This is a genomic window from Paracoccus sp. NBH48, from assembly GCF_015390265.1.
Classification (GTDB): domain Bacteria; phylum Pseudomonadota; class Alphaproteobacteria; order Rhodobacterales; family Rhodobacteraceae; genus Paracoccus; species Paracoccus marcusii.
Genome location: NZ_VUOJ01000003.1, coordinates 44,312 through 58,010, shown reverse-complemented (window position 1 = coordinate 58,010; position 13,699 = coordinate 44,312). Strand labels below are relative to the sequence as shown.

Below are 13,699 nucleotides of genomic sequence, written 5' to 3'. Positions count from 1 at the left end.
TGCTGCCGCCCGGCCTGAGGCGCCGCTGACGCGGCGCGGTCGTGCGGGGCCGGGGCGGCGTTCCCCGGCCCTGTGGCTCATTCGATCTCGACCAGGAGGTCCTTGGCGTCGATCTGCTGGCCGGGGCCGACATGCAGCGCCTTGATGGTGCCGTCGCGGTCGGCGTGCAGGCCGGTCTCCATCTTCATCGCCTCGATCGTCAGCAGCAGATCGCCCTGCTTGACCTGGGCGCCCTGAGCGACGCCGACGGACGCCACGACGCCCGGCATCGGCGCGCCCACATGGCCGGGGTTCGCGGCATCGGCCTTGGGGCGCGCCGCCTGCGCGCCGGTGGCGGAGCGGTTCGGAACGCGGACCTGACGCGGCTGGCCGTTCAGTTCGAAGAAGACCTTCATCTGGCCGGTCTCGTCGGTCTCTCCCAGGGTCAGCAGGCGGACCTCCAGCGTCTTGCCCGGGTCGATCTCGACGCTGATCTCATCGCCCGGCTCCATGCCGTAGAAGAAGGTGCGGGTCGGCAGGGTGCGCACCGGGCCATAGGTCTCATGGCGCTGCATGTAGTCGGTGAAGACCTTGGGATACATCAGGTATCCGTTCAGATCTTCGTCGTCGATGGTCTTGCCGTCCAGCATCTCTGACAGTTTGGCGCGCTCGGCCTCCAGGTCGACGGGTTCCAGATGGGCGCCGGGGCGGTCGGTGATCGGGGTCTCTCCCTTCAGCACCTTGGCCTGGATCGCCCGTGGCCAGCCACCGGGGGGCTGGCCCAGGTTGCCGCGCATCATGTCCACCACCGAATCGGGGAAGGACATGTCGCGGTCGGGGTTCATGACGTCCTCGGGGTCAGGTTCTGGGACACCATCATCAGCGCCATGTCGCCCACGACCTTGGACGACGGCGTGACCTTGACGATGTCGCCGAACATCCGGTTCACGTCGGCATAGGCCTGCGCCACCTCGTGCCAACGATCCTCCAGGCCCATCGACCGCGCCTGCGATTTCAGGTTGGTGAACTGCCCGCCGGGCATCTCATGCAGATAGACCTCGGAGGCCGGGGACTGCAGGCCTGATTCGAACGCGGCATAGCTTTCGCGCACGCGTTCCCAATAGTTGCTGATCGCGCGGACGGCGCCGATGTCCAGGCCGGTGTCGCGATCGGTCTGGGCCAATGCCTCGACCACGGACCCCAGGGTCGGCTGGCTGGTGTTGCCCGACAGCGCGTCCATCGCGCAATCGACGGCATCGACGCCCGCATCGGCGGCGGCCAGGATGGTGGCACCGCCCATGCCGCTGGTGTCGTGTGTGTGGAAGTGGATCGGCAGGCCGACCTCCTCCTTCAGGGCCTTGATCAGGATGCGGGCGGCGGGCGGCTTCAGCAGGCCCGCCATGTCCTTCAGGCCCAGCACATGCGCGCCCGCGGCCTTCAGCTCCTGCGCGGTTTTCACGTAATACTGCAGGTCGTATTTGGACCGGTCGGGGTCCAGCATGTTGCCGGTATAGCAGACCGTGCCTTCGCAGACCTTGCCGCTGTCGATCACCGCGTCCATCGCGACGCGCATGTTCTCGACCCAGTTCAGGCTGTCGAAGACACGGAACACATCGACCCCGGTCTCGGCGGCCTGCTTCACGAAGAACTGCACCACGTTGTCGGGATAGTTGGTGTAACCCACGCCGTTCGACGCGCGTAGCAGCATCTGCGTCATCAGGTTGGGCATCTGCGCACGGATGTCGCGCAGGCGCTGCCAGGGGCATTCCTGCAGGAAGCGATAGGCCACGTCGAAGGTCGCGCCCCCCCAGCATTCCACGCTGAACAGCTGCGGCAGGTTCGCAGCATAGCTGGGCGCCACGCGGATCATGTCGATCGACCGCATCCGTGTCGCCAGCAGCGACTGGTGCCCGTCGCGCATCGTGGTGTCGGTGATCAGCAGCTGGGTCTGGGCGGCCATCCAGTCGGCCACGGCCTGGGCGCCCTTGGTCTCCAGCAGCTGGCGGGTGCCGGGGCGCAGGAGCGGCCTTGGGGGCGGGCGGGACCGGCGCGCGGGCCTGGGCCGGGGGCAGGGCGCGGCCCGCCGTTTCGGGATGCCCGTTCACGCTGATGTCGGCCAGATAGGTCAGGATCTTGGTCGCGCGGTCCTGACGCTTCTTGAAGTCGAACAGGTCATCGGTCGTGTCGATGAACTTGGTCGTGTAGGTGTCATCCAGAAAGGTCGGATGTTTCAGCAGGTTGATGACGAAGTCGATGTTGGTGGAAACGCCACGCACCCGGAACTCGCGCAGCGCGCGGTCCATGCGGCGGATTGCCTGGTCGGGGGTCTGCGCCCAGGCCGTTACCTTGACCAGCAGCGAATCGTAATAGCGCGTGATGACGCCCCCCGAATAGGCCGTGCCGCCGTCCAAGCGGATGCCCATGCCGGTGGCCGACCGATAGGCGGTGATGCGGCCGTAATCGGGGATGAAGTTGTTCTGCGGATCTTCCGTCGTCACCCGGCATTGCAGGGCATGGCCCGACAGGGTGATGTCGGCCTGGCTGGCATGGCCCGTGGCGCTGGCCAGCGTCTCGCCCTCCGCGATGCGGATCTGGCTTTGCACGATGTCGATGCCGGTGACCTCCTCGGTCACGGTATGCTCGACCTGGACGCGGGGGTTCACCTCGATGAAGTAGAACTGCTGGCTGTCCATATCCATCAGGAACTCGACCGTGCCGGCGTTCTGATAGCCGACCGCCTGCCCGATCTTCAGCGCCAGGCCGCAGACCTCGGCGCGCTGCGCCTCGGTCAGGTAGGGGGCGGGGGCGCGTTCGACGACCTTCTGGTTGCGGCGCTGCACGGTGCAATCGCGTTCATAGAGGTGATACAGGCCGCCATGCGTGTCGCCCAACAGCTGCACCTCGACATGGCGGGCGCGCAGGATCATCTTCTCCAGATAACCCTCGCCATTGCCGAAGGCGGCCTCGGCCTCGCGGCGACCCTCGCGGACCTTCTCGACCAGCTCGGCCTCGCTGTTGATCGGGCGCATGCCGCGCCCGCCACCGCCCCAGGACGCCTTCAGCATCAGCGGATAGCCCACATCCGCCGCCTCACGCTTGATGGCGTCGAAATCCTCGCCCAGCACCTCGGTCGCGGGGATCACCGGCACGCCCGCCTCGATCGCCACGCGCCGCGCGCTGGCCTTGTCGCCAAGCGCGCGCATCGTGTCGGCGCGCGGACCGATGAAGGTGATGCCGGCCGCCGTGCAGGCATCGACGAAGTCGGGGTTCTCGGACAGCAGGCCGTATCCCGGATGGATCGCGTCGGCGCCCGACAGCTTGGCCACGCGGATGATCTCGGGGATGGACAGATAGGCCGCGACCGGTCCCAGCCCCTCGCCGATGCGATAGGCCTCGTCCGCCTTGAAGCGGTGCAGGCCCAGCTTGTCCTCCTCGGCATAGACGGCGACCGTCTTCTTGCCCAGCTCGTTGGCCGCCCGCATCACGCGAATGGCAATCTCGCCCCGGTTTGCCACCAAAATCTTCTTGAACATGCCAAGCCCCCTTCCTCGTTGCCAAGCATCCTATCCGTGCTGCGATGCAGCGCAAGTGTTAGCGATAACCAGAAGCCTCCGCCCCGTGATCTGCGACCAAAAGCTGATAGCCGACGCAGCAGATGTCACGGTGCCGCAGCGATGTTCCGCCTTCGTTCGCAGATGGAACTTGCTTTTCGCCCAAGCGTCCCTATCTGATGCGACTGGTCAGAGGGGCACGTATGGAACAGAAGTTCATCGAGGTTCGCGGCGCGCGCGAACACAATCTGAAAAACGTCGACATGGATATCCCCCGCGATCAGCTGGTGGTGATCACCGGTCTGTCGGGGTCTGGCAAGTCGTCCCTGGCCTTCGATACGGTCTATGCCGAGGGGCAGCGCCGCTATGTCGAAAGCCTGTCGGCCTATGCGCGCCAGTTTCTGGACATGATGGGCAAGCCCGATGTCGACCATATCAGCGGCCTGTCCCCCGCGATCAGCATCGAGCAGAAGACCACCTCCAAGAACCCGCGTTCCACCGTGGGCACGGTCACCGAGATCTACGACTATCTGCGTCTGCTGTTCGCGCGCGCCGGGACGCCCTATTCCCCCGTGACCGGCCTGCCGATCGAGGCGCAGCAGGTGCAGGACATGGTCGACCGCACCATGGCCCTGCCCGAAGGCACGCGCGCCTATCTGCTGGCCCCCATCGTCCGCGACCGCAAGGGCGAGTACAAGAAGGAGCTGGCCGAGCTGCGCCGCCAGGGCTTTCAGCGGGTCAAGATCAACGGCACCTTCCACGACCTGGACGACGCGCCGACCCTGGACAAGAAGTTCCGCCACAACATCGACATCGTGGTCGACCGCATCGTCGTGCGCGAGGGGCTGGAGACGCGGCTGGCAGACAGTCTGCGCACCGCGCTGAACCTGGCCGACGGCATCGCCCATCTGGAGCTGGCGCAGGAGGAGGGGGCCGAGGGCGAACCCGAGCGCCTGACCTTCTCCGAGAAGTTCGCATGCCCCGTCAGCGGCTTCACCATCCCCGAGATCGAACCGCGGCTGTTTTCGTTCAACGCGCCGTTCGGCGCCTGCCCGGTCTGTGACGGTCTGGGGGTCGAGCTGTTCTTCGACGACCGCCTGGTCGTGCCCGATGCGGCCCTGTCGGTGGACAAGGGTGCCATCGTGCCTTGGGCCAAGACCAAGTCGGCCTACCTGACCCAGACCATCAACGCGCTGGCCAAGCATTACGGCTTTGACAAGAAGACACCGTGGAAGGACCTGCCCGACAGCGTTCAGCAGATGTTTCTGCGCGGGTCGGGCAAGGACGAGATCAAGTTCCGCTTTGACGACGCGGGCCGTGTCTATGAGATCAGCCGCGTCTTCGAGGGCGTGATTCCCAACATGGAGCGCCGCCTGCGCGAGACCGACAGCGCCTGGGTGCGCGAGGAGTTCGAGCGTTACCAGAACAACCGGCCCTGCGGCGCCTGCGGGGGCTATCGCCTGAAGCCCGAGGCGCTGGCGGTCAAGATCGCTGGCAACCACGTGGGCGAGGTCGTGCAGCTGTCGATCCAGGAGGCGCTGGACTGGATCACCGATGCGCCGAACCACCTGTCCAAGCAGAAGGCCGAGATCGCCGCCGCAATCCTCAAGGAGATCCGCGAGCGGCTGGGATTCCTGGTCAATGTGGGCCTGAACTATCTGACCCTGTCGCGCGCGGCGGGCACGCTGTCGGGCGGCGAAAGCCAGCGCATTCGCCTGGCCAGCCAGATCGGGTCGGGCCTGACGGGCGTGCTGTACGTTCTGGACGAGCCGTCCATCGGCCTGCACCAGCGCGACAACGACCGGCTGCTGACCACGCTGATGAACCTGCGCGACCAGGGCAACTCGGTCCTGGTGGTCGAGCATGATGAGGATGCGATCCGCCATGCCGACTATGTCTTTGACATGGGGCCGGGGGCGGGGGTGCATGGCGGCACCGTAGTCAGCAAGGGCACGCCCGCCGAGATTGCCGCCGATCCCGACAGCCTGACCGGACAGTATCTGTCCGGCAAGCGCGCGATCGAGGTCCCCGAGACCCGCCGTAAGGGCAACGGCAAGAAGGTCACCGTGGTCAAGGCCACCGGCAACAACCTGAAAAACGTCACCGCCGAATTCCCGCTGGGCCGCTTCGTCTGCGTGTCGGGCGTGTCGGGGGGCGGCAAGTCCACCCTGACCATCGAGACGCTGTTCAAGACCGCATCCCTGCGCCTGAACGGCGCCCGCCAGACCCCCGCGCCCTGCGAGACGATCCGCGGGCTGGAGCATCTGGACAAGGTCATCGACATCGACCAGCGCCCCATCGGGCGCACGCCGCGGTCGAACCCGGCGACCTATACCGGCGCCTTCACGCCCATCCGCGACTGGTTCGCGGGCCTGCCCGAGGCCAAGGCACGCGGATACAAGCCGGGCCGGTTCAGCTTCAACGTCAAGGGGGGCCGTTGCGAGGCCTGCCAGGGCGACGGTGTCATCAAGATCGAGATGCATTTCCTGCCCGACGTCTATGTCGAGTGCGAGACCTGCAAGGGCAAGCGCTATAACCGCGAGACGCTGGAGGTGCAGTTCAAGGGCAAGTCCATCGCCGATGTGCTGGACATGACCGTGGAGGACGCGCAGGAATTCTTCAGCGCCGTCCCCTCGATCCGCGAGAAGATGGACGCGCTGATGCAGGTGGGCCTCGGCTACATCAAGGTGGGCCAGCAGGCGACGACCCTGTCGGGTGGCGAGGCGCAGCGCGTCAAGCTGTCCAAGGAGCTGTCGCGCCGGTCCACCGGTCGCACGCTGTATATCCTGGACGAGCCGACGACGGGCCTGCATTTCGAGGATGTGCGCAAGCTGCTGGAGGTGCTGCACGAACTGGTCGACCAGGGCAATTCGGTCATCGTGATCGAGCATAATCTGGACGTCATCAAGACGGCGGACTGGATCATCGACATCGGCCCCGAGGGCGGCGATGGTGGCGGGGTGATCGTGGCGGCAGGCACGCCGGAGGACGTCGCGCAGGTCGAGGCCAGCCATACCGGGCGCTATCTTGGACCCATGCTGAACCCGGCCCGCAGCCGCGCCGCGGAGTAGGGCAGGGGGTGCAAAAGAAAATCGCCGATGGTGCGTTTTTTCCTCTTGCACCCCCCGGCGGGCTTTCGTAAATACCCGCTCACCGAACGCGAGACGGTGAAACGGATCGCAAGAGGAACTGGAGTGCGGGCGTAGCTCAGGGGTAGAGCATAACCTTGCCAAGGTTAGGGTCGGGCGTTCGAATCGCCTCGCCCGCTCCAAAAACAAAAGGCCAGACCTTCGGGTCTGGCCTTTGTCATTTGTCGCCTGCGGCTTGGCGTCAGGCGGCAACAGCCCGAATTCCATCATGATTGCCTGCGACAATGGTCTGGGTGATTCCGGGTGCACAAACAGCTTTTGTTGGCACGCGGAGGATGATCCGCCGGATGCGGCGACCATGGTCAGTCCCGCTGCCCCGTACGCCGTTCAATCGGTTACGACATAGGCCGATCCAACCATCGGCACCCTTGGCGTCCGTGCGCAGGCGATCGCGGGGGACCGCCTGCGCAACCTTGTCAGCCGTCGACGCGGATGCGGGCGTTCTGCGGGTCGTGCGGGCTGTCCTCGGTCACCACCGCGTCATACAGCTCGCGGAACATCCGCACCTGAAGCTTGGTGCCGGGCGTCGCCAGGTCTGGGCGGACATAGCCCATGCCGATCTGCTTGCCGAAGGCCGCCGAATAGCCACCCGAGGTCAGGCGCCCGATCTTTTCCCCGTCCAGGAACAGCGCCTCGCGGCCCCAGGGGTCCGCATCCGCCGGCCCGTCGATCAGCAGCGTGACGCAGGTTGACCGGATCCCCTTGGCCTGCATCGCGGACTTGCCGCGGAACTCCTTGCCCAGGTCCACGAACCGGTCAAGCCCCGCCTCCAGCGGCGTCGCATCCCGGCCCAGTTCGGTGCCGAAGGCGCGGTACGACTTCTCCTGGCGCAGCCAGTTCTGCGCACGCGCGCCGACCAGCTTCATGCCAGACGGCTCTCCGGCGGCGATCAGCTTGTCGAACAGGTGGTTCTGCATCTCGATTGGGTGGTGCAGCTCCCATCCCAGCTCGCCGGTATAGGCGACGCGGATGGCCATGACCGGGACCATGCCCAGCTCGATGTTGCGCATCGACAGCCAGGGAAAGCGCTTGTTCGACAGGGCGGTCGCGGGTTCCGCGTCACGGATCATCCGGGCCAGGATGGTCCGGCTCTCAGGCCCTGCCAGGGCAAAGACGCCCCATTGCGTGGTCACGTCCTGCACATGGACGTACTCGCCCCCGGCGGCCATGAAATCCTGCGCCGACTTCACAAGGTTGTCGCGGTCGTAGTCGGTCCATGCGCCGGCGCTGACCAGGTAATAGTCCTGCTCTCCACGCCGCACGATGGTGTATTCGGTCCGGACCGTGCCTGCATCGGTCAGCGCATAGGTCAGGTTGATCCGTCCCACCTTGGGCAGCTTGTTGGTGGTCAACCAGTCCAGGAAGGCGGTCGCCCCCGGCCCGGTGACGGTGTGCTTGGCAAACGCCGTCGCATCGACCAGCCCCGCCGTCTGGCGCACGGCCTCGGCCTCGGCCTTAGCGTATTGCCACCATCCGCCGCGACGGAAGCTGCGGCTGTCGTGGTCGTCAAAGCCCTCGGGCGCGTAGTAGTTCGGGCGTTCCCAACCGTTCACATGCCCGAACTGCGCGCCATGCGCCGCCTGCCGGTCATAGGCCGGGGATGTACGCAGGGGGCGGCAGGCGGGCCGCTCTTCGTCGGGATGGTGCAGGATGAAGACGTGGTCATAGGCCTCCTCGTTCTTGCGGGCGGCGTATTCCGTGGTCATCCAGGACCCGAACCGGCGAGGGTCCAGCGAGGCCATGTCGATCTCGGCCTCGCCCTCGGTCATCATCTGCGCCAGGTAATGGCCCACGCCCCCGGCTGCGGTGATGCCAAAGCTGAACCCTTCGGCCAGCCACATGTTGCGCAGGCCCGGCGGCGGGGCCGACCAGCGGGTTGCCGTCGGGCGTATAGCAGATCGGGCCGTTGAAGTCGTCCTTCAGACCCACCGTCTCCGAGGTCGGAATGCGATGGATCATCGCCATGTACTCCTCCTCGATCCGCTCCAGGTCCAGGGGGAACAGATCGGCGCGGAAGCTGTCCGGCACGCCGTATTCGAAGCGCGCAGGCGCGCCCTTCTCATAGGGGCCCAGGATCCAGCCGCCGCGCTCCTCGCGGACATACCACTTGGCATCGGCATCGCGCAGGACCGGATGCTCGGGGTTGCCTTCGGCGCGCCAGCGCATTAGCGCGGGGTCCGGCTCAGTCACGATGAACTGGTGTTCGACCGGGATGGCGGGGATCTTGATGCCCAGCAGCTTGGCCGTGCGCTGCGCATGGTTGCCGGTCGCGGTCACGACATGCTCGGCATGGATGTCATAGACCTCTCCGGAGGGGATCAGGTTGCCGCCGCGGTCCACCATCTTCTCGACCGTCACGACCCATTCGCTGCCGGTCCAGCGATAGGCGTTCACCTGGATCTTGCGCTCGATCCGGCAGCCCGCCATCCGCGCGCCCTTGGCCATGGCCTGGGTCACGTCGGCGGGGTTGATATAGCCGTCGGTCGGGTGGAACAGCGCGCCCTTCAGGTCTTCGGTGCGGACCAGCGGCCAGCGCTCCTTGATCTGGGCGGGGGTCAGGAACTGATGCTCGATCCCGATCGTCTCGGCGGTGGCGGAATACAGCATGTATTCGTCCATCCGCGCATCCGTCTGCGCCATGCGCAGGTTGCCGCAGCGGGTGAAGCCCGCGTTCAGCCCCGTCTCGGCCTCCAGCCCGGCATAGAGCTTGACCGAGTAGTCGTGGATATGGCTGGTCGCATAGCCCATGTTGAACAGGGGCAGCAGACCTGCCGCGTGCCACGTCGATCCGGCGGTCAGCTCGTCGCGTTCGACCAGCAGCGTGTCCCAGCCCGCGCGCGCCAGATGCAGCGCGATGCCGCATCCGACCGCGCCTCCGCCCACGACCAGAACCTTCACATGCGACGTCATCGCGCTCTCCTGTTGGAACCGTTTCGCCTGTGATGCCCCATCGGTGAAACGCCGCGTCAAAGGCGCCCGACATCTGCGGGCGAAAAACGACATGGCCTTGCCCAGACCCGCCCCCGTCGCTAGGTTGCGGCCCACGCCAACAAGGGGGCACCATGGACATCTGCCGCAGCACCGACGCCATGCGCGCCTGGCGCCGGGACGCGGGCCGCACAGCCCTGGTGCCGACGATGGGCGCGCTGCATCAGGGCCACCTGACCCTGGTCGCGCGGGCCCGCGACTGGCTGGACGGGCAGGGCGGCGGCCGGGTGGTGACCTCGATCTTCGTGAACCCCGCGCAGTTCGGCCCGAACGAGGATCTGGACAAGTATCCCCGGCAGGAGGCGCAGGACCTGGACCTGCTGCGCGAGGCCGGTTGCGACGCGGTGTTCCTGCCGCAGGTGTCCGACATCTGGCGCCCCGGTGCGCAGACCCATGTGCAGGTGACGCAGTTGGGCGGCATCCTGATGGGCCGCCTGCGCCCCGGCCATTTCCGCGGCGTGGCGACCGTGGTCACCAAGCTGTTCAACATCGTCCAGCCCCAGGCCGCGGCCTTTGGCGAAAAGGACTATCAGCAGCTGACCCTGATCACCCGCATGGTCGAGGACCTGGACATTCCCGTCACCATCCTGCCCGTGCCGACCGTGCGCGAACCCGACGGGCTGGCCATGTCCTCGCGCAACCAGCGCCTGACGGCCAAGGATCGCGCCGCCGCCCCGGTGCTGGCCCGTGCGCTGGACCATGCGGCGGAATCGGTCGCGATGGGCACGCCCGTCAGCCTGCTGCGCCGCCAGATCCGCGCGATCCTGTCCACGGAACCGCGGGCCGACATCCGCTCGATCGACATCCGCGACGCGCGCGATCTGTCACGCATCGCCGTCGTAGGCGGTCCGGTGGCGATCCTGCTGGCCGTCCGTTTCGGCGACGTGCTGCTGATCGATCAGCGCACCGCCCATCCCTGACCCGCGCGGCCCCGCGCATCCCCTTGAAAGGCCGACCCATGTCCGCGCAAGCCCCCGTCCGCCGCGTCACCGCGCCCCAGATCGCCGACCGCAAGGGTTCGACCCCCATCGTCGCGCTGACCGCCTATACCGCGCCGATGGCGGCAATGGTTGATGCCCATGCGGACGTGATTTTGGTGGGCGACAGCTTGGGCATGGTGGTCCACGGCCTGCCTTCGACCATCGGGGTCACGCTGGAGATGATGATCCTGCACGGCCAGGCCGTCATGCGCGGGTCCGACCGCGCCATGGTCGTCATCGACATGCCCTTCGGAAGTTATGAGGAATCGCCGGAACAGGCGTTCCGCAACGCCGCCAGCGTGATGGCCCAGACCGGCGCCGGCCGCCGTCAAGCTGGAGGGGGGCGCCCGCATGGCCCCCACCATCCGCTTTCTGGTCGACCGCGGCATCCCGGTCATGGCCCATGTCGGCCTCACGCCGCAGGCCACGAACACGATGGGGGGGTTCAAGACGCAGGGCCGCGATCCGGCCACCTGGCCCGCCTTCGTCGCGGATGCCCGCGCCGTCGCCGATGCGGGCGCGTTCAGCGTCGTGGTCGAGGGGGTGATGGAGGCCCTGGCCGATCAGATCACCGATGCCATCGCCGTGCCGACCATCGGTATCGGCGCCAGCGCGCGCTGCGACGGGCAGATCCTGGTGCTGGACGACATGCTGGGCCTGTCGGGTCGCGTGCCGCGCTTTGTCCGCCGTTTCGGGGAACTGGGCCAAGAGGCCGACCAGGCCATCGCCGCATATGCGGCCGCGGTCCGTGACCGCAGCTTTCCGGCCGCGGCCGAACTGTACCGTTAAGACGCGCTCAGTCGTCGCGCGGTTCGAAATCGGCGGTGGCGGCCAGGCGGGACAGCAGCAGCGGGATCAGCAGCAGGGCGGCCAGCCCCAGATAGATGGTGCCAAGGCTGAGGCGTTCGGCCAGAAAACCGATGCTGCCCGGCGCCAGCAGGATGCCGGAATAGCCCATCATCGTGACCACCGACAGGCCCATGCCCGCGGCAAGCCCGGGCACGTTCCCGGCCGCGGAAAAGGCGATGGGCACCATGTTCGCGATGCCGATGCCCGCCAACGCAAATCCCGCGATCGCCGGGGCGGGGCTGCTCGACAGCCCGGCCAGGACCAGGCCCGCCATCGCCACGGCCGAACTGGCGCGCAGGGTGGTGACCGCGCCAAAGCGTCGGCGCAGCCCGTCGCCCGCAAAGCGCATCGCCGCCATCGTGCCCGCGCAGGCGGCAAAGCCCAGGCCCGCGACAGACAGCGACGCGCCCATCTCGCGCTGCAGATAGACGGCGGCCCAATCCAGGATCGCGCCTTCGGGAATCATCGCGGCCAGGGCCATCAGCCCGATCAGCCAAGGCAGGGGGCTGCGCGGCAGGCGCAGCGGCGCCTTGGGCGCGCCCGCCTCGGGGGCGTCCTCCAGCAGGCGGGACAGCGCCCACAGCAGCACCAGCGCAAAGACCGCGGTGATGACGGCGGCATGGGCCAGCTCCCCGAATCGCTGGATCAGCCAGCCGCCCGCGGCCGCGCCGGCAAAGGCCCCCAGGCTCCAGAACCCGTGGCAGGACGACATGATCGCCCGGCCGCGCGCGCGTTCCACGGCGACCGCGTTGGCATTCATCGCCACGTCCATGCCGCCGACCATGCCGCCGAACAGCACCACGGTCGCCGCCACGGTCCAATAGGTCGGCGCCAGAGAGATCCAGATCATCGACGGCGCGGCCAGCCATGCGGCCAGCCTCACGGCGCTGGCCGATCCGGCCCGCGCGACCATCGCCCCGAACAGCGGCATCACGCAGATCGAGCCCAGGCCCAGCCCCAGCACGATCACCCCGGCGCTGGCCTCGGTGATGCCAAGCCGTTCCATCAGGACGGGGATTTTCGGCGCCCAGCTGCCCACCAGCAGGCCGTTCACGAAAAACAGGGCCGACACGGCCCAACGCATCGTCATCACAGCATCGACGGCACGACCAGGTCGGGCGGGCGGTGCCCGTCGGCAAAGGTCTTGATGTTGATGATCACCTTCTCGCCCATCTCGGCGCGGCCCTCGACGGTCGCGCTGCCCATATGCGGCAGCAGGACAACGTTGGGCAGCTCGCGCAGGCGGGGGTTGATCTCGTGGCCATGCTCGAAGACGTCCAGGCCCGCGCCCGCGATCTCTCCGGCCCGCAGCATGCGGGTCAGGGCGTTCTCGTCGATGACCTCGCCGCGCGAGGTGTTCACGATCACGGCGGTCGGCTTCATCAGCTTCAGCCGACGCGCGTTCAGCAGGTGGAAGGTCGAGGGCGTGTGCGGCGCGTTCACGCTGACGATGTCCATGCGCGCCAGCATCTGGTCCAGGCTCTCCCACCAGGTCGCGCCCAGGGCCTCCTCGATCTCGGGGCGCAGGCGGCGGCGGTTGTGATAGTGGACCTGCATGCCGAAGGCGGCGGCTCGGCGCGCGACGGCCTGGCCGATGCGGCCCATGCCCAGAATGCCAAGACGCCGCCCGCCGACGCGCCCGCCCAGATGGGCGGTGGGCGACCAGCCCTGCCAGCGTCCGGCCTGCATCTCGGCCAGGCCCTCGGGGATCTTGCGGGTCACGGCCAGGATCAGCGCCAGCGTCATGTCGGCGGTGTCCTCGGTCACGACGCCGGGGGTGTTGCTGACCAAGACGCCGCGCTGGCGGGCGGACATCACGTCGATATGGTCGATGCCCGCGCCGAAATTCGCGATCAGCTTCAGCCGCTCGCCCGCGCGGGCCAGCATGGCGGCGGTGATCTGGTCGGTCACGGTCGGCACCAGGACGTCCGCGTCCTGCATCAGCGATACCAGCTGATCGGACGACATCTTGCGGTCGTCGTCGCGCAGGGCCACGTCGAACAGCTCGGACATGCGGGTCTCGACCGCCTCGGGCAGGCGGCGCGTCACGGCGACGCGCAGTCTACTGCGGGGGGCTGCGGGGGTGGCGGGCATGGTCACCTCACTGTGTCAGAGCCTTGATCGGTCGCCTGCAGGCACGCCCTTCCCATCGGCGGACGCTTTTGGCAAACTGCCCGCGTTGAGGGGCAGGCAACAAGACCCC

The 13,699-nt window shown here is 67.4% G+C and carries 4 protein-coding genes, 1 tRNA gene and 3 pseudogenes; 4 read left to right on the top strand and 4 right to left on the bottom strand.

All coding sequences use genetic code 11. The features are described from left to right. Positions 1 to 77: 77 nt before the first annotated feature. A pseudogene (locus F1642_RS06105) lies at positions 78 to 3,512 on the bottom strand (pyruvate carboxylase). A 221-nt stretch (positions 3,513 to 3,733) separates the two neighbouring features. Here F1642_RS06105 and uvrA point away from each other — a divergent pair. Beyond that, entirely contained in the window at positions 3,734 to 6,601 is a 2,868-nt protein-coding gene (gene uvrA, locus F1642_RS06100) for an excinuclease ABC subunit UvrA (protein WP_148912071.1), read from the top strand. A 125-nt stretch (positions 6,602 to 6,726) separates the two neighbouring features. Then, positions 6,727 to 6,801 (top strand) — tRNA-Gly (locus tag F1642_RS06095). Positions 6,802 to 7,095: 294 nt separating this feature from the next. On the opposite strand, the pseudogene F1642_RS06090 reads toward F1642_RS06095, so the two are convergent. Continuing rightward, a pseudogene (locus F1642_RS06090) lies at positions 7,096 to 9,589 on the bottom strand (FAD-dependent oxidoreductase). 152 nt (positions 9,590 to 9,741) lie between these two features. On the opposite strand from F1642_RS06090, the gene panC reads away from it, so the two are divergent. Together panC and panB are read left to right on the top strand one after the other, a co-directional pair. Further along, a complete protein-coding gene (gene panC, locus F1642_RS06085; protein WP_194885777.1) occupies positions 9,742 to 10,587 on the top strand; it encodes a pantoate--beta-alanine ligase in 846 nt (281 codons plus the stop codon). Between the two features lie 38 nt (positions 10,588 to 10,625). After that, positions 10,626 to 11,436: pseudogene (gene panB, locus F1642_RS06080) on the top strand (3-methyl-2-oxobutanoate hydroxymethyltransferase). A gap of 7 nt (positions 11,437 to 11,443) precedes the next feature. Here the strand turns inward: panB and F1642_RS06075 are convergent. Further along, the gene (locus tag F1642_RS06075) at positions 11,444 to 12,586 is read right to left on the bottom strand and encodes an MFS transporter (RefSeq protein ID WP_194885776.1); all 1,143 of its coding nucleotides are present in this window, start codon (positions 12,584 to 12,586) and stop codon (positions 11,444 to 11,446) included. Then, positions 12,586 to 13,590, bottom strand: a complete 1,005-nt coding sequence (locus tag F1642_RS06070) for a D-glycerate dehydrogenase (protein ID WP_148912166.1) — start codon at positions 13,588 to 13,590, stop codon at positions 12,586 to 12,588. Before F1642_RS06070 ends, F1642_RS06075 begins: the two co-directional genes overlap by 1 nt. Positions 13,591 to 13,699 lie beyond the last annotated feature (109 nt).